Genomic DNA, 22,632 nt, shown 5'->3' with positions numbered 1-22,632 from the left:
TCGACACCGCCCATGCATATCGGCCTGCGCATCTTCTTCGGATTTTTCCTGATCGTCGGCCTGGCCGCGCTGATCACGCTGCGCGTGTTCGTGCAGGAAGTGAAGCCCGGCGTGCGCGAAGCGATGGAGGACACGCTCGTCGATACCGCGCAGGTGCTGGCGACGCTGGCGGCCGACGACATGGCGACCGGCCATATCGCCGACGGCGCGTTCGCGCGGCAGCTCGGGAAACTGCACGAGCGCCCGGTCAGCGCGAACGTGTGGGGCATTCAGAAGAACGCGATCGGCTACCGTCTCTACATCACCGACGCGCACGGCATCGTCCGCTACGACTCGTCCGGCAGCGCGGTCGGGCAGGACTATTCGCGCTGGAACGACGTGTACCGGACGCTGCGCGGCGAATACGGCGCGCGCAGCACGCGCAGCGATCCGAACGACGACAGCAGCACCGTGATGCACGTGGCGGCGCCGATCCGGCGCGGCAACGAGATCATCGGCGTGCTGACGATCGCGAAGCCGAACCAGACGGTCGCGCCGTTCATCGCGCGCAGCCAGCGCAAGATCATGCTGTACGGCGCGTTGCTGATGGGCGGCGCGATCCTGATCGGCGCCGCGTGCACGTGGTGGCTGGTGCTCGGGCTGCGGCGCCTGCAGCGCTATGCGCGCGCGATCGCGGCCGGCGAGCGCGCGTCGATGCCGCTGCAGGGCGCGAACGAGCTGGCCGAACTCGGGCGCGCGGTGGAAAGCATGCATCAGCGGCTGGAAGACCGGCAGTACGTCGAAACCTACATCCACACGCTCACGCACGAGATGAAGAGCCCGCTGGCCGCGATCAGCGGCGCGGCCGAGCTGTTGCAGGAAGACATGCCGGTCGCGAACCGCCGGCGTTTCACCGAGAACATCCGCCGCCAGGCCGGCCGCCTCGAACAGATGATCCGCAAGCTGCTCGCGCTGGCCGAGGTCGAGCAGAAGCAGCGGCTGTCGGTGCACGAGCCGGTCGCGCTGCGGCCGGTGCTCGAACAGCTCGTCGACGATATCGAGCCGCGCGCGCGGCAGCGCGGCGTGAGCCTGCGGATCGAAGCGAACGATGCGGCTGACGGGGCCGATGCGCCGGTCGTCGACGGCGATCCGTTCCTGCTGCGGCAGGCGCTCGGCAACCTGCTCGACAACGCGCTGGATTTCGCGCCGCAGGGCAGCACGATCCGGATCGCGCTCGAGCGGCAGCCGGCGGGCAGGGCGCACGTCGCCGTGGTGCGCGTCGCCGACGACGGCCCCGGCGTGCCCGACTATGCGCTGTCGCGCGTGTTCGAACGCTTCTATTCGCTGCCGCGTCCCGACGGGCAGGATCGCAGCACGGGCCTCGGGCTGTGTTTCGTCCGTGAAGTCGCGATGCTGCACCACGGCCGGGTCGCGCTCGCGAACCGCGCGGAAGGCGGCGCGTGCGCGACGCTCACGCTGCCGTCGGCGGGCTGACCGCGCGCTTCACGCTCGCCACACATTCGCTTCACGCCGGCTTCAATCGCCCTTCACCGGGGCCGCTCATGCTGACCGTACCTTCCACTCCGGTACCTGTCAGCAATGAATCGAGTCCTGTTGTTCAAGTCCATGATCACCGCGCTCCTGGCGCTCGCGATCCTGATCCCGCTGCAGATGGTCCAGAGCATCGTGCGGGAACGCGCCGACTATCGGCAGAGCGCGCTCCAGAGCATCTGGGCGAGCTACGCGGGCCCGCAGACGGTGACGGGGCCGGTGCTCGTCGTCCGTTACACGGAAGTCACGCGCGTCAGCGACGACGTGCGCGCTGGCGGCAAGGCGAAAACCAGCCTGAAAAGCGAGACGAAACGGCTGCTCGTGTTTCCGAAGACGCTGAACGTGGACGGCACGCTGTCGGTCAGCGTGCGCTATCGCGGCATCCACAAGGCGCTCGTGTACGGGCTCGACAGCCGGATGACGGGCACGCTGCCGCTGCCGGACCTGAAGAAGCTGCCGCAGGCCGACGGCCACGTGAGCTTCAAGATCGACGGCGCGTATGTCGCACTCGGCATCGGCGACCTTCGCGGGTTGAAGGCGCAGCCCGACCTGCGCATCGGCGGCAAGCGGATCGACGTGGAGCAGGGCACGCGGCTCGAGAGCCTGCGCCAGGGCGTGCATGCGAACGTCGATCTCGCGGCGCTGGCGGACGCAAACGCAGGCGCGGCGGTCGTGCCATTCAGCATCGGCCTGCCACTGGCGGGCGCCGAATCGGTCGCGTTCGCGCCGGTGGGCGACCAGAACGACTTCTCGCTGAAATCGACGTGGCCGCATCCGAGCTTCGGCGGCGAATTCCTGCCGGCCGATCGCACGATCGACGCGCGCGGCTTCGTCAGCAACTGGCACGTGACGTCGTTCAACACGAAGGCGCGCGAGCAAGTGGCGGCCGGCGCCGGCGACGGCGAGATCGAGATGGCGTCGGTGTCGGTGATCGAGCCCGTGAACGTTTATCTGCAGGCCGAGCGCGCGACGAAATACGGCGCGTTGTTCGTGATGCTCACGTTCGCGAGCTTCTTCATGTACGAGCTCGTGAAGCGGCTGCGCATTCACCCGATCCAGTACACGCTGGTCGGCCTGTCGCTCGCGCTGTTCTTCCTGCTGCTGTTGAGCCTGTCCGAGCACATCGCGTTCGGCTATGCGTATCTCGCGGCGAGCGGCGCATGCATCGGGCTGCTCGGCTTCTACCTGTCGTTCGTGCTGCACAGCGTGAAGCGCGGCGCGACGTTCACGACGCTGCTCGCGATGCTGTACGGGGCGCTCTACGGGCTCCTGCTGTCGGAAGACAATGCGCTGATGCTCGGTTCGCTGCTGCTGTTCGCGATTCTCGCCGGCATCATGATGCTCACGCGCCGCGTCGACTGGTATTCGCTCGGCGCCGCGTGGCAGCCGCTGGCCGACAAGCCGGCGGCGGTGAAGCCGGGCGCGTCGGCGAAGTAGGCGAGCGAGCGGGTGGGATCGGCGATCGCGCAGTGAGGGACGCGTTCGTCGTCGCCCGCCCGGCTTGCCGAACGCGGCGGCGGCCCGGATCGCCCTATACTGACCGCTCCACATTACCGGACCACGCCGTGCCGAACCAAGCTTCCGGAGTTCCGTCCATCGACGATCCCCGTCCGACCCCGCCCATCCAACCCGAACTGGAAGACTGCTGCAACAGCGGCTGCTCGCCGTGCGTCTTCGACCTGTACGACGAAGCGCTCGCGCGCTATCGCGTCGAACTGGCCGAATGGGAGGCGCGGCAGGCAGAGCGCGAGCATCGCAAATAAACCGGACGCCGGCGAGCGGCCATGCGTTGCATGCGCCGCGTCTGTTGCCGGCGTTGGACTGACGAGGCCAATCCCGTCGCGCACCAGGCGTCACGCATCCGCATGCAGCCGCCGATGCAGCGGCCCGAGCGCCATCGACAATGCAATGCAGCCCAGCAACACGATCGTCAGCGTGAACATCGACGTCCTGAACCCCTGCACGTAATCGAGTGCGGCCGGATGGACGCCGAGCCGCGCGAAGAACACGCCGCCGATCGTCGCGGCGCCGACCGCCGCGCCGATCTGCAGCATCGCGCTGACCATCCCCGACGCGACCCCCGCGCGCGCCGCATCGACTTCCGCGAGCACGATCCGCACGACCGACGGCAGCACGAGCCCTTGCCCGATGCCGATCGCCGCGATGCCCGCATAGAAGCCGGGCCCCGGCGCGCCGTCGCGGGCGAGCGCGGCGGCGATCGCGACACCGGCCGCGAGCATCGCGAAGCCGAGCGTGAGCACGCGATATCCGCCGAAGCGGGCGACGAGGCGCGTCGTCAGCAGCGGGCTCGCGAGGAAGCCGAGCCCGAGCGGCAGGATCGCGAACCCGGACGCGAGCGGCGACCAGTTCAGGCAGCCCTGCAGATAGATCCCGTAGCTCAGGAAGAACGCGCTGAGCATGTAGAATAGGAACGCGAGCAGAAGCCCGAGCGCGACGACCGGGTTGCGGAACAGCCGCACGTCGAGCAACGGATCGTGGCCGCGCGCGAGCCGGCGCGCTTCGACCGCCAGCAGCGCGCCGAGCATCGGCAGCGCCCCGATGCCGCACGCGATCATCCACAGCGGCCAGCCGGCTTCCCGACCGTGCGTGAGCGGGTACACGATCATCAGCAGGAACAGCGACATCAGCACCGTGCCCGGCACGTCGATGCGCTGGCCGCGCGGCGCGCGGTTTTCCGGGATGAAGCGCCAGCTGCCGATCAGCGCCAGGATGCCGATCGGCAGATTGACGAGAAAGATCGCGCGCCAGCCGAGCCCGAACGGATGCAGGCTGATCAGCGCGCCGCCGCCGAGCTGGCCGATCACGGCCGCGAGGCCGAACGCGAACCCGTAGAAACCCATCACGCGCACCTGTTCCTGCGGGCTGAACACGCTGCGGATCGTCGCGAGCACCTGCGGCGCGAGGATCGCGGCGAACAGGCCCTGCAGCACGCGGCCGCCGACGAGCACCGTGCCGTTGCCGGCGAGCCCGCACAGCGTCGACGCGAGCACGAAGCCGGCCATGCCGACCATGAACATGCGCTTGCGTCCGTACAGGTCACCGAGCCGCCCCCCGGTGATCTGGACGACCGCGTTCGCACACGCATAGGCGGACACGACGAGCTGCAACTCGGCCTGGCGCGCGCCAATGCCGTCGCGAATGGCCGGGAGCGCGAGATTCACGATGAAGTAGTCGAGCGGCGGCAGAATGGCGCCGACCAGCAGGACCACGAGCGCCCAGCCGTGGTGGCCGCGCGGCGTCGCCGCGGCAGTCGTGCCGGCCGGCGCGCAGGGAGCGAGGGTGTTGTTCGTCATGATGAAAGCGGATCCAAAGAATGAGGGCCGGATAGGCAATCGACGCAATCCGGCCGTTGACCTCTTATTCTGGGTATCGCCCATGATTCGGAAAAGCGGGAAAGAGTGGTAGCATCCATCGGGTTATTCGATGGATGGAGGATGGCGATGCGCGGTTTCGACCTGGATCAGTTGCGCACTTTCGCGGCGGTCGCGGACGCCGGCAGCCTGACGGCCGCCGCGCCGCTCCTGCACCTGTCGCAGTCGACGGTCAGCGAGCAGGTGCGCAAGCTCGAATCGCGCGCCGGCGTGCCGTTGTTCGTGCGCAGCAAGCGCGGCGTCGAGCCGACGCCGGCCGGCTCGCGGCTGCTGCAGCACGCGCGGCGCATTGTCGCGCTGAACGAGGCCGCGTTCGACGAGCTGCGCGGGCAGGCGATCAAGGGCGAGCTGCGCGTCGCGATCACCGACTACTACCGCACGAATGAAGTGGCGGGCATGCTGGCGCGGCTGCGGGAGTGCTACCCGCAATTGAGCCTGCACGTGAGCGCGATGAAGAGCGCGGAGATCGAAGCGGCGCACGCACGCGGGCAGATCGATCTCGGCGTGGTGATGAACATGTCGAGCGGGCCGTTCCGGCCGGTGTCGGCCGACACGCGCTGGGTGCTGCGTCGCGAACCGTTGTCATGGGTCGCGTCGCCGGCGCTCGCCGAGCAGTTGCCCGAGCCGCTGCCGCTGGTGCTGCTGCCGGACGACTGCATGATGCATCAGGTCGCGGTGCGCTCGCTCGACGAGCAGCACACGCCGTACGTGCTCGTGCACAGCGCGTCGGGCGTCGCGGGGTTGCAGTCGATGCTCGCGGCGGGGCTTGGGGTCGGCTGCCTGTGCGCGTCGGCGATCGGTGACGGCCTGATGCGGCTCGGCACCAAATACCGGCTGCCGCCGCTGCCCGACGCGGTGTTTTCGCTGACGCCGCCGCTGCCGGGCGAACGCGAAACCGTCACCCAGGCGCGCGAGGTGCTGTCGCGTCAACTGCTGATGTAAAACCATGCCGCGCGACACGCGGCGACGCGTCATCGAGAGGCGCGCCAGGGGCCACGGACATGAACGACGAGCTGAAGAGCGAGATGGCCGCGAAGCTGCACGATGCACTGGAACGCGTGGTCGACGAGCGTTCGCTGATTCACTTCCTGCGCGTGCTCGGCCATGACTGGCACACGGAGCGGCAGCTCGAGGCCGACGCGCCGCTGTCGCCATACGCGCACGCCGCGCTCGGCTGGGAAAATCGTTCGATCGGCGAATACCTGGAAGCGATGATCGACTGGGCCGAGGCGTCGGAAGAGGGGCTGCGCTTCTATGACGTGCCCGACAATCCTTGGCGGCGCATCGCCGATATCCTGTTCGCCGGCAAAATCTACGAATAGCGGCGGCCGCGCTATTCGTGCCCGCGGCTTTCTACTCGGCGACCTCGCCGTCCGCATACGCACGCAGCCCGTTGGCCAGTGCATCGAACACGGCGCGGCAGCGCGGGTTCGTCCGCAGGTCTTCGTGCATCACGACCCAGGTTTCCAGCCGCATCGCGGGCCCGTCGGGCAGCACGCGCACGAGCCGCGCGTCGCGTTTCGCGAGCGCCGTCTGGCAGAAGCCGATCCCGTAGCCGGCGCGGATCATCGCGAGCTGCGCGAGATTGCTGTCGGTGCGCAGCGCGAACGCATCGCGCTTCCAGAGCGGCAGTCCACGCCCCGCCGAGCGGATGAACGGCGTGACCGTATCGAAGCCGATCAGCGCGTGATGCGCGAGTGCGTCGCTCGTCGCGGGCGCGCCGTGGTGCGCCAGGTAATCGTCGCGCGCATACAGCCCGACCTCGATGTCGCCGACGCGTCGCGCGACGAGCGCGTCCTGCGCGGGCGGCGCCATCCGGACCGCGATGTCGGCCTCACGCTTCAGCACGTCCTGGATGCGGTCCGTCGGCACCAGTTCGATCACGAGCCCCGGATGGTCGCGCCGTAACTGCGCGAGCATCGGCGGCAGCACCTCGACGGCGATCACGTCGCTGGCCGAGATCCGCACGATGCCGCGCACGCCGGCGCCGTGGCTGGCCGCCGCGCGCTCGAACGCGGCCGCCGCGCTGCGCAGCGCCTCCGCATGGCCGCGCAGCGCGAGCGCGGCCTCGGTCGGCAGCAGGCCCGACGGCGAGCGCGTGAACAGCGTCTGGCCGAACGCGGCTTCGAGCGCCGCGACATGGCGGCCGGCCGTCGGCTGGGTGATGCCGAGCGCGCGCGCCGCGCCGGACAGCGAGCCTTCCGTCAGCACCGCGAGGAAGGTGCGGTAGCGTTCCCAGTTCAGATCGGTGGTCATGCATAAATGTATAGCCGATCTGCTAGGTTCGGCAATTCCTTGATAGCGACCGGCGCGCCAGAATGCGTGTCGTGAGGGTGTCATTCAAGGAGAGCGGCAATGTTGGCAAACGCAGGCGGGGCGCAACGGCAGGCACTCGTGCTGGGTGCGAGCGGCGGGATCGGCGGGGAAGTCGCGCGGCAATTGCGCGATGCGGGCTGGCGGGTGCGCGCGCTCAAGCGCGGGCTCGACGCCGGGGGCGTGGAGCGCGACGGCATCGCATGGTTGCGCGGCGACGCGCTGGATCGCGAGGCGGTGGTGCGCGCCGCGCGCGGCTGCAGCGTGATCGTGCATGCGGTGAACCCGCCCGGATACCGGAACTGGGCCACGCAGGTGCTGCCGATGATCGACAACACGATCGCGGCGGCCCGGGCCGCGCAGGCCACCGTCGTGCTGCCGGGCACGGTCTACAACTTCGGCGCCGATGCGTTTCCCGTGCTGCGGGAAGATGCGCCGCAGCATCCGGCGACCCGCAAGGGCGCGATCCGCGTCGAACTGGAGCGGCGGCTGCAGGACGCAAGCGTGCACGGCGTGCGGGCGATCGTCGTGCGGGCCGGCGATTTCTTCGGGCCGCAGCTCGGCAACAGCTGGTTCTCGCAAGGGCTGATCAAGCCGGGGCGGCCCGTCGCGACCATCAGCGTGCCGAGCCGCGGCGTCGGCCATCAATGGTCGTACGTGCCGGACGTGGCCCGCACGATGGTCGAGCTGATCGAGCGGCGCGAGACGCTGGAGCCGTTCGCGCGTTTTCATCTGGGCGGGCATTGGGATGAAGACGGCATGCAGATGGCGCAGGCCGTGCAACGCGTCGCGCAGCGGCACGGCATGCGGCCGACGCTGCGCGACTTCCCGTGGTGGCTCGTGTGGGCGGCCGCGCCGTTCGTCACGACGCTGCGCGAATTGCTCGAGATGCGTTACCTGTGGCGCGAACCGATCAGGATGGACAACGCGCGCGTGACCGCGGTGCTCGGCCGCGAGCCGGTGACGCCGCTCGATACGGCGGTGGAGGCGACGCTGGCGGGGCTCGGGTGTCTCGGGTGAGCCACGGTCGTCGCGGATGTCGCGCGGCTCTGCTATGATCCGCGCTTCCTTCCTCGACGCTGCTGCAGGAAGGTACCCACGACCGCCGGAATGCCGGAGGTCGCGTCGTACCTTTTTCATTTCCAGCAGCGATGTCTACTTTCCCTCGTCTGAAAAAAGCCTTGCAGCGGCAAGGCATCCATGTCGACCATCAGGCCGGCATCTACCATTTGCGCAATGAACAGTCGCAGGCTTCCGTGCTGCTGCCCGATTCGCTCCCGCTCGAGGAGAAGGCCGTGCAGCAGCTGCTCGCGTTCGCCGCGGTCCGGTCGCCCGATGGCCGCCACGGCGTCTGCAAGGCGTGCGCGACGCCCGATTTCCATCCGGGCGGCGTCGCGCCGGTCGGCTCGATCGTCGCGACCGACGACGCGTTCGTGATTCCGGCCGCGATCGGCACCGACATCAACTGCGGGATGCGCCTCGTCACGACGGGTCTCAAGCGCTCGGCCCTCGCGCCGTTCGAAGCGGCGCTCGTCGAGCGGCTCACGCGTACGATTCTCGCGGATCGCCGGGACGTGCCGGTCGGCGGCGACGCATTTCGCGCGCTGTTCGACGCGGGCCCGGCGGCATTCATCGACCGCGTGGCGCGGCAGGGGCTGTGGCAGCAGGTCGACCGCGACCGGCTGGCCGCTGAACTGTCGTCGTGCATCGGTCTCGCCGGGTTCGACGGCAGCGCGAAGTATGCGCCGGACGCGCATGTCGGCTCGCGCGACATGTTTCGCGACCCGAGCCTGGGCACGCCGGGCTCGGGCAACCATTTCGTCGAACTCCAGATCGTCGACGCGGTGTTCGACCGGCATGCGGCGTACCGCGCCGGGCTCGCGAAGGACGATGTCGTCGTGATGATTCACAGCGGCTCGCGCGATGTCGGCTTCTACGTCGGGCGGCGCTGGATGGATCGCGCGCGTGCCGCGTGGCCGGCCGGCGTCAGGCATCCGGAGAGCGGCCTGTACGGTCTGTCCGGCGAACTGGCGCGCGAATACCTCGTCGCGATGGGCACGGCCGCGCGCTATGCATGGCTGAACCGCGTCGTTCTCGCGGAAATGGTGCGCAAGGAGCTGGCCGAGCTGACCGGCGCGACCGGTTCGGCGCTCGTGGTCGACGTGCCGCACAACGTCGTGCTGCGCGAGAACGGCATGAACGTCCACCGCAAGGGCGCGACACCCGCGCGCGATGGCGATTTCGCGCTGATTCCCGGCTCGATGGGCGACGCGTCGTTTCTGGCGACGGGGCTCGGCCATCCCGACTGGCTGTGGTCATGCAGCCACGGCGCGGGCCGGAGCGTGCGCCGTCAGGCGTTGCGAAGGATGCGTACCGAGCACGCGCCCGGTACGTGGCGATGCGTGACGTTGCGCGACGAACGCCGGATCGAGGAGGCGCCGGAGGCCTACAAGCCGATCGGGCCGGTGATCGACTCGCAGGAGCAGGCCGGGCTGATCCGAAGCGCGGTCCGGCTGAAACCGTGGATCACGTTCAAGGCGTGACGGGCGACGGCGCGTGCGCGTTGCGTCGCCGCCATTTTCTGCGCCACGCGCAGCCACGCACCTCGACCGCTTTCCGGTGCGTCGGGCCATGCCCGGCACCGGAGCGTCGGACAGAATCGAAGCGCCCGCGGGGCAACAATTTTCCACATACCCGCGCGCATCCGATGAGCATCATGTCGTCAACGTCGATCAACGGGAAACGGGGGCGAGATGTTGCATTTCGGCTGGAAAGCGTCGGTTGCGGGAGCAATCATGTTCACGTTGAGCGGGTGTACCAACCTGGCCGGTGTGCTGTCCTGCGGCAACTCGCAGTTCAACTTCCCGGACTATCACTGCTTCGAGTCGTACCGGTAGGAACAGGCGTCACGACCGACAGCCGTGGCGCCCGCGTCCCGTGGGGTTTTTCGTTCGCCGTCAAGCCACGACCGGCAACACCTCGACTGCGTAGCGATGCGTGAGACTGCGTCCGAGCACCGGATCGTGCAGCTCCATCTCGAACGCATCGCCGTTGCTCATCGTCGCGATCGTGCCGTGCACGGCGACCGTGCCGCCATACATCGCGCAGCGCGCGGGCATCGCGCGGCGATCGTCGAACCGTTGCCACAGCGCGTCGGGCGCGAGCAGGCCGCTGACCGCGCCGTGTTGATACGCCGTCCGCTCGCCGTCGCGCGTAATCAGCCACGAACGCATCTCGAGCGCATCCCAGTGATCGGCGACATCCGCATGGCGCCACGCGTCGCGGCCGAGCGGCTTCGCGCACACCTGCTTCGACACGGCGACGCCGTACGCCTCGACTTCGCGATCGGTGTGATCGGAGCCGACCGTGACCAGCGTGCCGGCCGGGCTGTCGACCAGCACGCATTCGATCTCGCCGCCCGAGCGCGCGCCGAGCACGCCGATCGAAGGCGCCTGCGTGAGCAGTGCCGACGACACGCGATAGAAGCACGGCGTGGTCGATGGCGGCGCGACGCCGAGCGCCGCGAGTTCGTCGATGTGCGCGCGGATCGCGGCCGGGTCGCGGCCGGCCCAGCCGGCGATCACGACGCGCTCGATGTCGACGTCGACGGCGGCCGGCGCGCGTTGCAGGGAAATCACGTTGAACGACAGGGTGGGCATGCAGATATCCGTTTGAAGTGCGAAGGAACGATTCGGCTGGTGGCGACGCTCAATCCTCGAGCGGCCGGTGCGCGGTCTCGCGCGCGGCGACGAGTGCGATCGACGTGACGACGAGCGCGGCGGTGACGTACAGCGACACGGCGGTCGTCGTGCCCGTCTGCCGGAACAGCGCGGCGATCACGAGCGGCGCGAAGCCGCCGCCGACGATGCCGGCGAGCGTGTACGCGAGCGACGAGCCGGCATAGCGCACGCGCGTCGGGAACTGTTCGGTCACGAATGCGCCCTGCGGGCCGTACATCACCGCATGGATCACGAGGCCGATCGCGACGGCCGCGACGATCGCCGCCGGGCGCGCCGAATCGAGCAGCGTGAAAAACACGAATGCCCACACGATCCCGGCCATTGCGCCGACGAGATACACGGGCCGGCGGCCGAAACGGTCCGACAGCGCGCCGAAGAACGGCACCGAGAGCGCGTTGCACGCCGTGCCGATCATCACGGCCGTCAGCGCGACGGGGCGCGACAGGTGCAGCACGGTTGTCACGTAGGTCAGCGTGAACACGACGATCAGCGCATACAGCACGTCCGAGCCGATTCGCGAGCCGCCCGCGATCAGCAGGCGCTTCCAGTGGTACTTCAGCACGTCGGCGACGGGCACTTCGGCGGTCGCGTGCGATTCGGCGAGCTGCTCGAACTGCGGCGTTTCGTCGACGCCGCGCCGCACCCAGAAGCCGAACGCGACGAGCAGCGCGCTGGCCGCGAACGGCACGCGCCAGCCCCACGACAGAAAGTTGTCGGGCGTGGTCGACAGCGTGACGAGCGCGATGCAGCCGGTGCCGAGCAACGTGCCGAACGACGGGCCGATCTGCGTCCACGACGCGGACAGCCCGCGTCGTTTCTGGTCGCCGTGCTCGACCGACAGCAGCACCGCGCCGGCCCATTCGCCGCCGAGCGCGACACCCTGCACGAAACGCAGCGCGACGAGCAGGATCGGGCTGAGGATGCCGGCCTGCGCATAGGTCGGCAGCGCGCCCATCAGCGCGGTCGTCACGCCCATCAGCACGAGCGTGAGCATCAGCACCGCGCGGCGGCCGATGCGGTCGCCGAGGTTGCCGAACACGAAGCCGCCGAGCGGGCGCGACACGTAGCCGACCGCATAGGTCGAGAACGCGAGGATCGTGCCGGCCAGCGGATCGACCGACGGGAAGAACAGGTGGTTGAAAACGAGTGCGGCGAGCGTGTTGTAGATCGTGAAGTCGTACCACTCGAGCGACGTGCCGATCATGCTCGCGGTCGCGAGTCGGCTGTTGCGGACACGGCGGGGCGCGTGGGCGGCGGGCTGGGCGAGAGTGCTCATGGTATCGGGCGGGTCGTGACGGGTGACGGGGTGAAACGCGGGGCCGGCGTGGGCGTCGGCGTCGAACGTTCAGGCAGGCAGCGCGGCAGCGGCGGCCGGTTCGGCTTCGCGTCGCTGGGCGGGCAGCGGTGACGCGGCGCGCCACAGCAGGTCGAAGGTGCGCACGTCGTCGTGCCCGGCGAGCGTGGCGGCCACGCGGCGAGTGGCTGCTGCGTCGCTGCCTTCGATCAGCACCAGCGCATCGGCGGCCGGGTGGGCGGCCGCCGATGCGCCGATCGGCGCGGACAGATCCGGTGACGTGCGAAAGAGCCGCGCGGCGTGGAGGCCCGGTGCTTGCAGCGCCTCGTCGAAACGCTCGCGCAGTTGCGGCACGTCGATGCGATCCGGCGGCAGCACGAACAGCGCGAGATGCGCGCCTTCGCCGTCGCCGGCCTCGATCGTCAGTTCGCCGACGCGACGCTGCGTGCCCGTCATGCGTTCGAAATTCGCGAGCGACCATGGGGTCTGCTGCGTGAATGCGCGCCGGTACGCGTCGCCGTGGAACACGTCGAGCGCGTCCGTCACATACAGCGCGAGGTAGCGGCGCGGACCGCCATCGGTCGCGCGAAACCGCCGTGCATGCGTGAAGCCGGGAATCGCGACACGCTCCTGCATGTGCTCGCGGTCGTACCACGCGTTGAAATCGGCTTCGTGCGCGGGGTCGATATCCGTCCAGACGCAGAGCTGGCCGTGCGGAAGGGAAAGGCGGGTCATCGCGGGGTTCCTCGTGACGGGGATGTCAGGAACCCCAGTGTCCCGAAGACGGCCCGCGCCCGTCCAACAAGAAAACAAATTCGCGGTGAACAGGTTTTCTTATGAGCGGCGCGGGCGCCGTTTTGCGGCAGGCGATGCGGCTTTCGTCGTGCGCTTCGGCTTCGTTTCCGCCGGGGGAATCGTCTTTGTCCCGGTTGCCCTGCGCGCGGGCGTTGCGTCGACGCGATCGGAGGCGGCCGGTGCAGCCGGTTTCGCGAGATTCGCGGCAGCCGCCGTCGCACGTGCCACTTCGCTCGCGAGTTCCGCGATGCGCGCGGCGACCGGCAACCCCTGGCTGCGGTACGTCGCGACGAGCGGCAGCGCCGGGAATTCCGGTTCGACGTCGAGCAGTTCGAGCGCGCCTTCATGCAGTTCGCGCCCGATGATCGCAGGCGGCAGCGCAGCCACGCCGAGCCCGTCGGCGACGAGGCGGATCATCGCGGCGACCGACGTGATGCAGTTGATGCTGGCCGGCCGTTCGACCGCCGCGAACAGCCGCTCGATCGTCGCGTGCGGCGCCGAGTGGCGCGAGAAGCTGATGATCGGAAACCCGGCCAGGCGCGCGACGTCGAGCGGCTGGCCGCCGAGCCCGAGGCGCGGGCTCGCGGCCCAGCGCACGGGGAATTCGCCCAGCGGCAGGTTCGTGAAGTCCGGGCCCGGCACCGGATCGGTCTGCAGGATCAGGTCGACGCCATCGGTGCTGAGCAGGCGGATCAGGTGCAGCGTCGTGTCGCTCGTGATCTCGACGTCGAGGCGCGGATAGCGTTCGCGCAGTTGCGCCATCAGCGCGGGGAACCAGCTGTGCACGATCGATTCGATCACGCCGATCCGGATCAGGCCCGCGTCGCTCGCCGCATCGATGTCGCGCCGCATTTCGCCGTCGAGCCGCACGATCCGCTCCGCGTAGGCCAGCATGCGCCGGCCCGCGGGCGTGAGCGTGGCCGAGCGCGTGTTGCGGTCGAACAGGCGCACGTCGAACGCTTCCTCGAGCGAGGCGATGCGGCTCGACACGGCCGCCTGCGTCGTATGCAGTTTCTCGGCCGTGAGCCGGAAGTTTTCCAGCTTCGCGAGCCAGACGAAGGTTTCCAGGAACCGGATGTTCATCGAATCTCGAACGGTAAGGCGGTGCCGCGCCACGCGGCGGATCGGGACGATGTTAACGGATTCGGAAGCGGGCAGGCACGCGTGACGCCTTTCGTGGCGTCACAGCCGGTCGAACGCGAGCGTGGGCACGTCGACGACCGTCGCGCCGCCGTCCGCGACGAGCGTCGTGCCGGTCACGAACGAGGCGTCCGGCGACGCCAGGAACGCGCAGACGGCCGCGATCTCGTCGGGATCGGCCGCGCGCCGCAGCGGCACGTCGGCGCTGACGCGTGCGTATGCATCGTCGAGCGAATCGCCGTGCGCGGCCATCAGCGGTTCCATTTCCGCATCGGCCATCGGCGTGCGGACCCAGCCGGGGCAGACGGCGTTCGCGCGCACGCCGTGCGGGCCGTAGTCGCGTGCGAGCGATCGCGCCAGCCCCAGCAGCGCGTGCTTGCCGACCGTGTAGCCGCATACGCCGGGCCCTGCCGCGAGCGCCGCGATCGACGCGACCAGCACGATATTGCCGCGCTGCGCGATCAGGTCGGGCAGGCATGCGCGGGCGCTGACGAATGCGGTGTCGAGGTTCGCGTGCATCGCGTCACGCCACTGCGCGTCGTCGGTTTCGTCCGCGCGGCCGATGCCATGGCCGCCCGCGCAGGCGACGAGCGCATCGACGCGGCCGAAGCGTTCGGCGATGCGCGGCAGGAAGCCGGCCCAGTTGGCGGGGCTGGCGGCGTCGCCGGCCAGCGCGAGGCCACCCGTTTCGGCAGCCAATGCGTCGAGCGGCGCCTGACGGCGTCCGATCAGCACGACGCGGTCGCCGCTGCGGGCGAAGCGGCGCGCGCACGCGGCGCCGATGCCGGTGCCTGCGCCGGTAATCGCGATCGTGCGGGGTGGCGGGGGCGTCATGTCGTTCTCCGGGAAGATGCGTTCCGGCCACTTTAGGCGGCGCCGGCGCGCGCCGGTATCCGCCGAAAGGATGAATGGGGGTCTTCCGGACGGCCAAACGCGGCGGCCGTGGCCCATTTTGCAAAGGCTGACGATGTCCGCCGCCGAATCGCTCTATCCTCCACATTTTTGCGATAAGCCACGAAAGCCCGGCAAAATAGCGTAAGCAGGCGCGCAACGGCGCGCGGCGTGTTGATCAACCGATTCCGTCGTACGAATGGTGCGGCCCGCAAGGATGCGGCCGGCAATCGCGCGGCAGGCGGCATCGCTGCGAGCCGGCGTCCGATGCGCATGTATCGCGTCCGCCGACGGCTCATGTCGCCACGGCGTATCGCCCGGTTGCGCGCTGGCGCGGCCGGACCATCGACAAAAGAACAGGGAGGGGCCGGCAATGAGGCTGGACGACGAAAGAGAAAGCATGAACGTCGAGGATCGCCGCGGCGCCGGCGGGTTCGGCGGTGGGCGCGCGACGATCGGCATCGGCACGATCGTGGTCGCGCTGGCCGCATCGTATTTCTTCGGGATCGACCCGCGCGTCGTGCTCGAAGGCGCGTCGGCGCTGCAGGGCAGGCAGCAGCAGGCGCAGCCCGCGCCGACCCAGCACCAGGGCGCGCCGGCGAACGATCCCGGCGCGGTGTTCACGCGCAAGGTGCTCGGCAATATCGAACGCACGTGGACGGGCGTGTTCAACACGCAACTGCACGCGCAGTACCAACCGCCGAAGCTCGTGATGTTCACGAACTCGACGCCGACCGCATGCGGCACCGGCCAGACCGCGATGGGGCCGTTCTACTGCCCGGGCGACCGCAACGTGTACATCGATCTCGGCTTCTACGACGAACTGCGCAGGCGTTTCGGCGCGGGTGGCGATTTTGCGCAGGCCTACGTGATCGCGCACGAAGTCGGCCATCACGTGCAGAACCTGCTCGGCATCGCCGACAAGGTCGACGCCGCGCGCCGGCGGTCGAGCCAGGCGCGCGCGAATGCGCTGTCGGTACGGATGGAGCTGCAGGCCGACTGCTTTGCCGGCGTGTGGGCGAACAACGCGCAGCGCGCGAACCAGCGGCTGATGGAGCCGGGCGATTTCGAGCAGGGGCTGAAGGCCGCAGCCGCGATCGGCGACGACCGGCTGCAGCAGCAAGGGCAGGGCTACGTCGTGCCCGAAAGCTTCACGCACGGCACGAGCGAGCAGCGCGTGTACTGGCTGCGGCGCGGGATGGAATCGGGCGAGGTGAGCGCCTGCGACACGTTCGCCGCGAACGCGCGCTGAACCAGGGCGCGCGCCCCTTCGCGCGCCCGTATCGTCCCGGTTGAACCGGCCACCACGGCCGGCCCGGGGACGATTTGCCGATTTGTGCTCACCGGCGCTTGTCGGCGTCGGTACGCTGGCCCGGACGTCGAGATTCGATGCATTCGCGCGCCAGCCGATTCCCATGCCTACCTTGTCCGCCCCCACCGACTGCGCTCCCGCCGATTGGCGACGCACGCTGCGCGCATGCGTGGACGCGTTCGACGCGTTCGCGAGCCCGTCGGCGATCGTGTTCTACCGGCTCGACCAGAGCGGCGAACCGGCCGATTTCGAGCTGTTCGGGATGCCGGAATCGATGCACCGCACCTATGTCGCCCGCTACCGGACGCTCGATCCGCTGCATCCGTCGCGCTGCGCGGCGGGCGAATGCGCGGTCGTCACGCTCGCGTCCCAACTGCCCGACGAACGACGCGCTGCGTCCGCGTACTGGACCCGTTTTCTGCGGCGGCACGACGTGGCCGACGTCGTCGAGATCTGGCTGCGCGACGCGGGCCGGACGGTCGGCGCGTTCTCGCTGCTGCGCTTCGGCATGGGCGACGCGAACGGCAACGGCACCGCACGACGCTTCGCGCCCGGCGAGATCGACGCACTCGCGCGGCTGCAGCCGGTCGCCGAAGCCGCACTGAGCCCGCTGCTGCGTGCACGGCGCGGCATCCACCGGATCGATTGCGAGGAACGGCTGACCTACCGCGAGGAGCAGATCGCGCGGCTCGTGCGCGACGGTCGCTCGAACAAGGAGATCGCACGCGATCTCGCGCTCGGACCGCCGACGATCAAGACGCATCTGATGCGGATGTACCGCAAGCTCGGCGTGTCGAATCGCACGGAGCTGGTCGGGGCGTTGTTCCTCTAATCGGGATCGTGCGGCACGACGCGTGATCGTCTTGCGATAACGCGCTGCCAATTTGCGCTCACCGGGCGTGAATTCTCGTCGATACAGTGGTCCGACGCCCGCGTGCCTCACCGGCCCGCGGTCCAGCCACGACAATCAACGAGACGCCCATGAGCCACACGAACTTCGTCGCCGTCAGCGACACCGTGCGCACCTTCGTCGCGCGCGACTTCGGCCTCTTCATCGACGGTGCCATGCAGCCCGCGCACGCGGCTGCCCGGCTCGACGTGTACGACCCCGCCACGGGCGAGCGGCTCGCGACCGTCGCCGACGCCGACGCGCAAGACGTCGACCGCGCGGTCGCCAGTGCGAAACGCGCGTTCGACGCGCGTGTCTGGAGCGGGCTGCGGCCGGCCGACCGCGAACGCATCCTGCTGAAACTCGCGGACCTGATCGAAGCCGACGCCGAAACGCTCGCGCAGCTCGAAACGCTGAACCAGGGCAAGTCGATTCACGTGTCGCGCGCGATCGAAGTCGGCGCGAGCGTCGAATACGTGCGCTACATGGCCGGCTGGGCGACCAAGATCACCGGCCAGACGCTCGACGTGTCGATCCCGTTCCCGCCCGGCGCGCGCTATACAGCCTATACGCGCAAGGAGCCCGTCGGCGTGGTCGCCGCGATCGTGCCGTGGAATTTCCCGCTGATGATCGCGGTGTGGAAGCTGATTCCGGCGCTCGCGGCCGGCTGCACGATCGTGCTGAAGCCGTCGCCGGAAACGCCGCTGACGGCGCTGCGCTTGGCCGAACTGGCCCGCGAAGCCGGCGTGCCGCCCGGCGTGTTCAACGTGGTGACGGGCGGCCGCGTCTGCGGCGCGGCGCTCGCGAGCCATCCGTCGATCGCGAAGATCTCGTTCACGGGGTCGACCGCGACCGGCAAGCTGGTCGGCGCGGCCGCCGTGCAGAACATGACGCGCTTCTCGCTGGAACTCGGCGGCAAGAACCCGATCGTGATGCTCGACGACGTCGACGTCGCGCAGGCGCTCGACGGGGTGGCCGCCGGCGCGTTCTTCAACCAGGGGCAGGTGTGCGCGGCCGCTTCGCGCATCTATGTGCATCGCAGCAAGTTCGCGCAGCTCGCGGATGGCCTCGCCGGCGTCGCGCAGTCGATGAAGCTCGGCGCAGGCCTCGATACCACCGCGCAGATCAACCCGCTCGTATCCGCGCACCATCGCGACAAGGTGGTCGAGCACATCGAGGGCGCGCGCCGCGCGGGCCTCACGTTCCTCGCGGGCGGCACGCCGGCCGACGATCTGCCCGGCTACTACGTGAAGCCGGCCGTGATCGCCGATCCGCACCCGGACAGCGCGATCGTGCGCGACGAGGTATTCGGCCCGGTGATCGTCGTCGTGCCGTTCGACGACGCGGCCGACGCGGTGCGCCTCGCGAACGCGTCGCCGTACGGCCTTGCCGCGAGCATCTGGAGCAACGACCTGACACGCGTGATGAACCTCGTGCCGCGGATCGAGGCCGGCACCGTGTGGGTGAACTGCCATATCCCGCTCGATCCGTCGATGCCGTTCGGCGGCTACAAGCAATCGGGCATCGGCCGCGAGTTCGGCCAGTACGCGATCGAAGGCTTCACCGAAACCAAATCCGTCTGCATCGCGCATTGACGCACGGCGCGACGCTCGAACCCGAACGAACCCGATCCAAACGATCCGACAGTGGAGATTGCAATGAGCTACAACGAAGCGAAATTCTGGCACCCGATGCTGCACCCGAACGAAATGAAACAGCGCAAGCCGATCCGCATCGTGCGCGGCGACGGCTGCTACGTGTTCGACGAAACCGGCAAGCAGCTGGTCGACGGCGTCGCGGGCCTCTGGAACGTGAACGTCGGCCACAACCGCCAGGAAGTGAAGGACGCGATCGTGCGTCAGCTCGACGAACTCGAATACTTCCAGCTGTTCGACGGCATCTCGCATCCGCGCGCCGAGGAGTTGTCGAAGAAGGTGATCGACATGCTCGAACCGGAAGGGATGCGCCGCGTGCTGTACAGCTCGGGCGGCTCCGATGCGATCGAGACCGCGCTGAAGATCGCGCGCCAGTACTGGAAGGTGCGCGGCCAGGCCGATCGCACGAAGTTCATCTCGCTGAAGCAGGGTTATCACGGCACGCACTTCGGCGGCGCGTCGGTGAACGGCAATACGGTGTTCCGCCGCAACTACGAACCGAACCTGCCCGGCTGCTTCCACGTCGAGACGCCGTGGCTGTACCGCAACCCGTTCACGCAGGACCCGGAGGAACTCGGCCGGATCTGCGCGGAAATGCTGGAGCGCGAAATCCAGTTCCAGAGCCCGGACACCGTCGCCGCGTTCATCGCGGAGCCGATCCAGGGCGCGGGCGGCGTGATCGTACCGCCGGCGAATTACTGGCCGCTGGTGCGCGAAGTGTGCGACCGCTACGGCGTGCTGCTGATCGCCGACGAAGTCGTGACGGGCTTCGGCCGTAGCGGCAGTCTGTTCGGCAGCCGCGGCTGGGGCGTGCGCCCCGACATCATGTGTCTCGCGAAGGGGATTTCGTCGGGCTACGTGCCGCTCGGCGCGACGGTCGTGAACGCACGAATCGAGGACGCGTTCGCCGCGAATGCCGATTTCGGCGGCGCGATCATGCACGGCTACACGTACGCCGGTCACCCGGTCGCCTGCGCGGCCGCGATCGCGAGCCTCGACATCGTCGTGAAGGAAGACCTGCCGGCGAATGCGGCGAAGCAGGGCGCGTATCTGCTCGAAGCGCTGCAGCCGTTCGCGGAACGGTTCGCGGCGGTCGGCGAGGTGCGTGGCAAGGGGCTGATGCTTGCGCTCGATCTGGTCGCGAACAAGGACACGCGCGAGCCGATCGACCCGCTGTCGGGCTATGCGAACGCGGTCGCGGAAGTCGCGCGCGAGCATGGCGTGCTGGTGCGCCCGGTCGGCACGAAGATCATCCTGTCGCCGCCGCTCGTGATCCAGCGCGAACAGCTCGACCGGATCGTCGACGCGCTCGCGGCCGGCTTCGAGGCCGTGCCGTTCGCATGACGGCCAACCCGCGGTGGCGGGTAAACGCCATCGCGGGTTTGCCGATTTGCGCTATGACCGGATTATTTTGCCTGCGTATTTTTTCGACATCGGATCACGCCGTGATCGACGAGGGGCCCCGGGAATCGACGCGCTGAAACACCGCCCGGGGCCGACCGCAAAGCATCTGGCCCCGGCCGCCGACGAAGCGCCGGTTGGGGCCAACCCACGAAGGAGACAACGATGTCGGGATGGTCGGGAATGACCGGCGCCGCGGGCGATACGCCCGCCGGTGCGCCGGCTGAAGCAGGCGGCGGCACCGCGTTGAAGGCCGGTGCGGTCGGTTTTCCGACCGCGCTGGCGAGCGCGGTCGGGCTCATCATGGCGAGCCCGGTGATCCTCACCGCGACGTCGGGTTTCGGGATGGGCGGCTGGGCGTTCGCGGTCGCGATGATCATCGCGTTCGTGATGATGCAGGCGCAGGCCACCACGTTCTCCGAAGCTGCCGCGATGCTGCCGACGGCCGGCTCGGTTTACGATTACCTGTCGTGCGGGCTCGGCCGCTTCTGGGCGATCACCGGCACGATTTCCGCGTATTTCCTCGTGCACGTGTTCGCCGGCACCGCGGAGACGATCCTGAGCGGCATCATGGCGCTCGTGAACTTCGAATCGCTGAACGCCGCGTTCGAGAAGCACAACAGTTCATGGCTCGTCGGCGTCGGCCTCGTGGTCACGTTCGCGATCACCAACATCGTCGGCATCAAGGTGTTCAGCAAGCTCGAGATCGTGCTGACGGCCGGCATGTGGCTGTCGCTGATGATCTTCGGGATCCTCGGGCTCGCGGCCGCGCCGGCCGTGCATCTCGACGGCTGGTTCGGCGGGTCGGAAGTCGGCACGTCCATCCCGGCCGTGCTGTCGCTGGTCGGGATGGCGATGTTCATGTTCGTCGGCTGCGAGTTCGTCACGCCGCTCGCGCCGGAAATGAAGGCGCCCGGCCGGACGATCCCGCGCGCGATGGCGCTCGGCCTCGTCGGCGTCGCGATCTGCATGTTCCTGTACGGCGCGGCGATCCGCCGCCAGGTCCCGAACGTGCCGGTGAGCCCGGACGGCCTCACGCACCTGCTCGACACGCCCGGAGCGATTCCCGCGTTCGCGCTGCAGGTGCTCGGGCCGTTCGGGCGGATCTGGTTCGGCATCGCGTTTCTGTGCGCGGGCGCCGCGACGATCAACACGCTGATGGCCGGGCTGCCGCGCATCCTGTACGGGATGGCGATCGACGGCGCGCTGCCGCGCTGCTTCGCGTACCTGCATCCGCGTTTCAAGACGCCGGTGGTCGGCATCGTCGCGGCGGCGGTCGTGCCGATCTTCCATGCATGGCTGATCAACGGCAACCTCGACAGCATCCTGCACCTCGTGCTCGCCGCGACCTGCGCATGGGGCACCGCGTACCTGCTCGTCACCGCGTCGGTCGTGATGCTGCGCATCCGCCGCCCGGACTTGCCGCGGCCGTACCGTTCGCCGCTGTTCCCGCTGCCGCAGATCGTGTCGAGCGTCGGGATCGTGCTCGCGATCTGGTACATCACGCCGCCCGGCATGAACGCGCGCGACATCTACGTGCCGTTCGGCGCGATGCTGGGGCTCACCGCACTGTACGCGCTGTTCTGGACGCTCGTCGTGCAGCGCCGGCATCCGTTCAGGCCGGTGCCGGTCGAGGACGTGCTGCGCAACGAGCACGTCGTGTCGTGAGGCTCGTATTTGCCCGATGGCGCGCGGCGCCCGGCACACCGCCGCCCGGCCACCGGCCCGGCGCGATCGCGGCGCGCGTGCTGGCCGACCTCGGGGCGGTGCGCGATGCGAACGGCGGCGCGGCCGAAACCCTGGCCCGGCTGCCGAACGGCGTGCGCGTGAGCATCGAGGAACGCGTCGACCGTCAGTTCCTGATGCATACGGTCAGCGTGCAAGTGTCGATCCACGCGGTCGGTCCGTCCGGGCAGGGCCTTGCGCGCATGCTGCAGACCGGCTGGCTGCGGCGCACCGGCGTCGCGGCCGAGCCCGCACCGGGATGCGACCCCGGATTTGTCCGGACGGTGGTCGCGCTCGTCGCCGATTCGTCGCTTGCCGACGCGCTGCGCCCGCTGCACCTGAGCGACTGCACGATCGCCGCGCGCGACGGTCGCTGGACGCTCGCGATCGTGCCGTTCGGCGGCAGCGAGGTCGTGAACCGGATGCCGTCGTTTCGCCGTTACGTCAGGCTGATCGATGAGCAGGCCGCCGCGTTGTCGGCGGCCTGTCTTGCGTTCGAAACCGCACTACGCAGGATTTTGCGAGGGTAAGCTGTGACGGTGCGTGCCGTGCGAG

Annotated in this window: 20 protein-coding genes; 13 read left to right on the top strand and 7 right to left on the bottom strand. The window is 69.1% G+C overall.

The features are described 5' to 3' along the window. Positions 1 to 12 precede the first annotated feature (12 nt). The 3 genes from creC to CFB81_RS24240 all read left to right on the top strand — a co-directional run bounded on the left by creC (position 13) and on the right by CFB81_RS24240 (position 3,293). On the top strand, positions 13 to 1,473 hold the full coding sequence (creC, locus tag CFB81_RS24250; RefSeq protein WP_069619344.1) for a two-component system sensor histidine kinase CreC: 1,461 nt from the start codon (positions 13 to 15) through the stop codon (positions 1,471 to 1,473). A 105-nt stretch (positions 1,474 to 1,578) separates the two neighbouring features. Then, positions 1,579 to 2,967: a cell envelope integrity protein CreD gene (creD, locus tag CFB81_RS24245; RefSeq protein WP_089436793.1), complete on the top strand. Its 1,389-nt coding sequence runs from the start codon at positions 1,579 to 1,581 to the stop codon at positions 2,965 to 2,967. 128 nt (positions 2,968 to 3,095) lie between these two features. Beyond that, a complete protein-coding gene (locus CFB81_RS24240; RefSeq protein ID WP_089436792.1) occupies positions 3,096 to 3,293 on the top strand; it encodes an oxidoreductase-like domain-containing protein in 198 nt (65 codons plus the stop codon). 90 nt (positions 3,294 to 3,383) lie between these two features. Here the strand turns inward: CFB81_RS24240 and CFB81_RS24235 are convergent, their stop codons facing one another. Then, positions 3,384 to 4,844 (bottom strand): MFS transporter, encoded by a 1,461-nt coding sequence (locus CFB81_RS24235; protein WP_089436791.1) that lies wholly within the window; start codon positions 4,842 to 4,844, stop codon positions 3,384 to 3,386. A gap of 147 nt (positions 4,845 to 4,991) precedes the next feature. Between CFB81_RS24235 and CFB81_RS24230 the strand changes: the two genes are divergently transcribed. Together CFB81_RS24230 and CFB81_RS24225 are read left to right on the top strand one after the other, a co-directional pair. Beyond that, positions 4,992 to 5,864, top strand: a complete 873-nt coding sequence (locus tag CFB81_RS24230; protein WP_050017430.1) for a LysR family transcriptional regulator — start codon at positions 4,992 to 4,994, stop codon at positions 5,862 to 5,864. Between the two features lie 59 nt (positions 5,865 to 5,923). Next, on the top strand, positions 5,924 to 6,244 hold the full coding sequence (locus tag CFB81_RS24225; protein WP_089436790.1) for a hypothetical protein: 321 nt from the start codon (positions 5,924 to 5,926) through the stop codon (positions 6,242 to 6,244). 31 nt (positions 6,245 to 6,275) lie between these two features. On the opposite strand, the gene CFB81_RS24220 is transcribed toward CFB81_RS24225, so the two are convergent. Next, positions 6,276 to 7,178, bottom strand: coding sequence for a LysR family transcriptional regulator (locus CFB81_RS24220; protein ID WP_089436789.1), 903 nt, complete (start codon positions 7,176 to 7,178; stop codon positions 6,276 to 6,278). Positions 7,179 to 7,277: 99 nt separating this feature from the next. Here CFB81_RS24220 and CFB81_RS24215 point away from each other — a divergent pair, with 99 nt between their 5' ends. Further along, on the top strand, positions 7,278 to 8,255 hold the full coding sequence (locus CFB81_RS24215) for an NAD-dependent epimerase/dehydratase family protein (protein ID WP_089436788.1): 978 nt from the start codon (positions 7,278 to 7,280) through the stop codon (positions 8,253 to 8,255). 131 nt (positions 8,256 to 8,386) lie between these two features. After that, on the top strand, positions 8,387 to 9,778 hold the full coding sequence (locus CFB81_RS24210) for an RtcB family protein (RefSeq protein ID WP_089436787.1): 1,392 nt from the start codon (positions 8,387 to 8,389) through the stop codon (positions 9,776 to 9,778). Between the two features lie 414 nt (positions 9,779 to 10,192). Here the strand turns inward: CFB81_RS24210 and CFB81_RS24205 are convergent, their stop codons facing one another. The 5 genes from CFB81_RS24205 to CFB81_RS24185 all read right to left on the bottom strand — a co-directional run bounded on the left by CFB81_RS24205 (position 10,193) and on the right by CFB81_RS24185 (position 15,038). Continuing rightward, the gene (locus CFB81_RS24205; protein WP_089436786.1) at positions 10,193 to 10,894 is read right to left on the bottom strand and encodes a DUF2848 domain-containing protein; all 702 of its coding nucleotides are present in this window, start codon (positions 10,892 to 10,894) and stop codon (positions 10,193 to 10,195) included. Positions 10,895 to 10,943: 49 nt separating this feature from the next. Next, on the bottom strand, positions 10,944 to 12,251 hold the full coding sequence (locus tag CFB81_RS24200; RefSeq protein WP_089436785.1) for an MFS transporter: 1,308 nt from the start codon (positions 12,249 to 12,251) through the stop codon (positions 10,944 to 10,946). Between the two features lie 69 nt (positions 12,252 to 12,320). Beyond that, entirely contained in the window at positions 12,321 to 13,004 is a 684-nt protein-coding gene (locus CFB81_RS24195; protein WP_089436784.1) for a DUF4286 family protein, read from the bottom strand. Between the two features lie 99 nt (positions 13,005 to 13,103). Next, on the bottom strand, positions 13,104 to 14,147 hold the full coding sequence (locus tag CFB81_RS24190) for a LysR family transcriptional regulator (protein WP_089436783.1): 1,044 nt from the start codon (positions 14,145 to 14,147) through the stop codon (positions 13,104 to 13,106). 99 nt (positions 14,148 to 14,246) lie between these two features. Continuing rightward, on the bottom strand, positions 14,247 to 15,038 hold the full coding sequence (locus CFB81_RS24185) for an SDR family NAD(P)-dependent oxidoreductase (RefSeq protein ID WP_089436782.1): 792 nt from the start codon (positions 15,036 to 15,038) through the stop codon (positions 14,247 to 14,249). 430 nt (positions 15,039 to 15,468) lie between these two features. Here CFB81_RS24185 and CFB81_RS24180 point away from each other — a divergent pair, with 430 nt between their 5' ends. From CFB81_RS24180 to CFB81_RS24155, 6 genes are all read left to right on the top strand, one after another. Continuing rightward, positions 15,469 to 16,347, top strand: a complete 879-nt coding sequence (locus tag CFB81_RS24180) for a neutral zinc metallopeptidase (RefSeq protein WP_069619331.1) — start codon at positions 15,469 to 15,471, stop codon at positions 16,345 to 16,347. A gap of 163 nt (positions 16,348 to 16,510) precedes the next feature. Beyond that, entirely contained in the window at positions 16,511 to 17,239 is a 729-nt protein-coding gene (locus tag CFB81_RS24175; protein ID WP_069619394.1) for a LuxR C-terminal-related transcriptional regulator, read from the top strand. Between the two features lie 149 nt (positions 17,240 to 17,388). Beyond that, positions 17,389 to 18,891: an aldehyde dehydrogenase family protein gene (locus CFB81_RS24170; protein WP_069619330.1), complete on the top strand. Its 1,503-nt coding sequence runs from the start codon at positions 17,389 to 17,391 to the stop codon at positions 18,889 to 18,891. Between the two features lie 63 nt (positions 18,892 to 18,954). Next, entirely contained in the window at positions 18,955 to 20,295 is a 1,341-nt protein-coding gene (locus tag CFB81_RS24165; protein WP_089436781.1) for an aspartate aminotransferase family protein, read from the top strand. 222 nt (positions 20,296 to 20,517) lie between these two features. Beyond that, a complete protein-coding gene (locus CFB81_RS24160; RefSeq protein WP_089436780.1) occupies positions 20,518 to 22,020 on the top strand; it encodes an APC family permease in 1,503 nt (500 codons plus the stop codon). Continuing rightward, positions 22,017 to 22,607: a DUF3156 family protein gene (locus CFB81_RS24155; RefSeq protein ID WP_089436779.1), complete on the top strand. Its 591-nt coding sequence runs from the start codon at positions 22,017 to 22,019 to the stop codon at positions 22,605 to 22,607. The genes CFB81_RS24160 and CFB81_RS24155 overlap by 4 nt, the downstream gene beginning before the upstream one ends. Positions 22,608 to 22,632 lie beyond the last annotated feature (25 nt).

The sequence above is a fragment of the Burkholderia sp. AU28863 genome, assembly GCF_002223195.1.
Classification (GTDB): domain Bacteria; phylum Pseudomonadota; class Gammaproteobacteria; order Burkholderiales; family Burkholderiaceae; genus Burkholderia; species Burkholderia sola.
Note: the sequence above shows the minus strand (reverse complement) of the source record. Positions and strands in the feature narration are given on the sequence as shown.

Bases quoted from the DNA above. Each gene is read 5' to 3' on its own strand.
- creC (WP_069619344.1), top strand. From the start codon at position 13: ATGCATATCGGCCTGCGCATCTTCTTCGGATTTTTCCTGATCGTCGGC.
- creD (WP_089436793.1), top strand. From the start codon at position 1,579: ATGAATCGAGTCCTGTTGTTCAAGTCCATGATCACCGCGCTCCTGGCG.
- CFB81_RS24235 (WP_089436791.1), bottom strand. From the start codon at position 4,844: ATGACGAACAACACCCTCGCTCCCTGCGCGCCGGCCGGCACGACTGCC.
- CFB81_RS24230 (WP_050017430.1), top strand. From the start codon at position 4,992: ATGCGCGGTTTCGACCTGGATCAGTTGCGCACTTTCGCGGCGGTCGCG.
- CFB81_RS24225 (WP_089436790.1), top strand. From the start codon at position 5,924: ATGAACGACGAGCTGAAGAGCGAGATGGCCGCGAAGCTGCACGATGCA.
- CFB81_RS24220 (WP_089436789.1), bottom strand. From the start codon at position 7,178: ATGACCACCGATCTGAACTGGGAACGCTACCGCACCTTCCTCGCGGTG.
- CFB81_RS24215 (WP_089436788.1), top strand. From the start codon at position 7,278: ATGTTGGCAAACGCAGGCGGGGCGCAACGGCAGGCACTCGTGCTGGGT.
- CFB81_RS24210 (WP_089436787.1), top strand. From the start codon at position 8,387: ATGTCTACTTTCCCTCGTCTGAAAAAAGCCTTGCAGCGGCAAGGCATC.
- CFB81_RS24205 (WP_089436786.1), bottom strand. From the start codon at position 10,894: ATGCCCACCCTGTCGTTCAACGTGATTTCCCTGCAACGCGCGCCGGCC.
- CFB81_RS24200 (WP_089436785.1), bottom strand. From the start codon at position 12,251: ATGAGCACTCTCGCCCAGCCCGCCGCCCACGCGCCCCGCCGTGTCCGC.
- CFB81_RS24195 (WP_089436784.1), bottom strand. From the start codon at position 13,004: ATGACCCGCCTTTCCCTTCCGCACGGCCAGCTCTGCGTCTGGACGGAT.
- CFB81_RS24190 (WP_089436783.1), bottom strand. From the start codon at position 14,147: ATGAACATCCGGTTCCTGGAAACCTTCGTCTGGCTCGCGAAGCTGGAA.
- CFB81_RS24185 (WP_089436782.1), bottom strand. From the start codon at position 15,038: ATGACGCCCCCGCCACCCCGCACGATCGCGATTACCGGCGCAGGCACC.
- CFB81_RS24180 (WP_069619331.1), top strand. From the start codon at position 15,469: ATGAGGCTGGACGACGAAAGAGAAAGCATGAACGTCGAGGATCGCCGC.
- CFB81_RS24175 (WP_069619394.1), top strand. From the start codon at position 16,511: ATGCCTACCTTGTCCGCCCCCACCGACTGCGCTCCCGCCGATTGGCGA.
- CFB81_RS24170 (WP_069619330.1), top strand. From the start codon at position 17,389: ATGAGCCACACGAACTTCGTCGCCGTCAGCGACACCGTGCGCACCTTC.
- CFB81_RS24165 (WP_089436781.1), top strand. From the start codon at position 18,955: ATGAGCTACAACGAAGCGAAATTCTGGCACCCGATGCTGCACCCGAAC.
- CFB81_RS24160 (WP_089436780.1), top strand. From the start codon at position 20,518: ATGTCGGGATGGTCGGGAATGACCGGCGCCGCGGGCGATACGCCCGCC.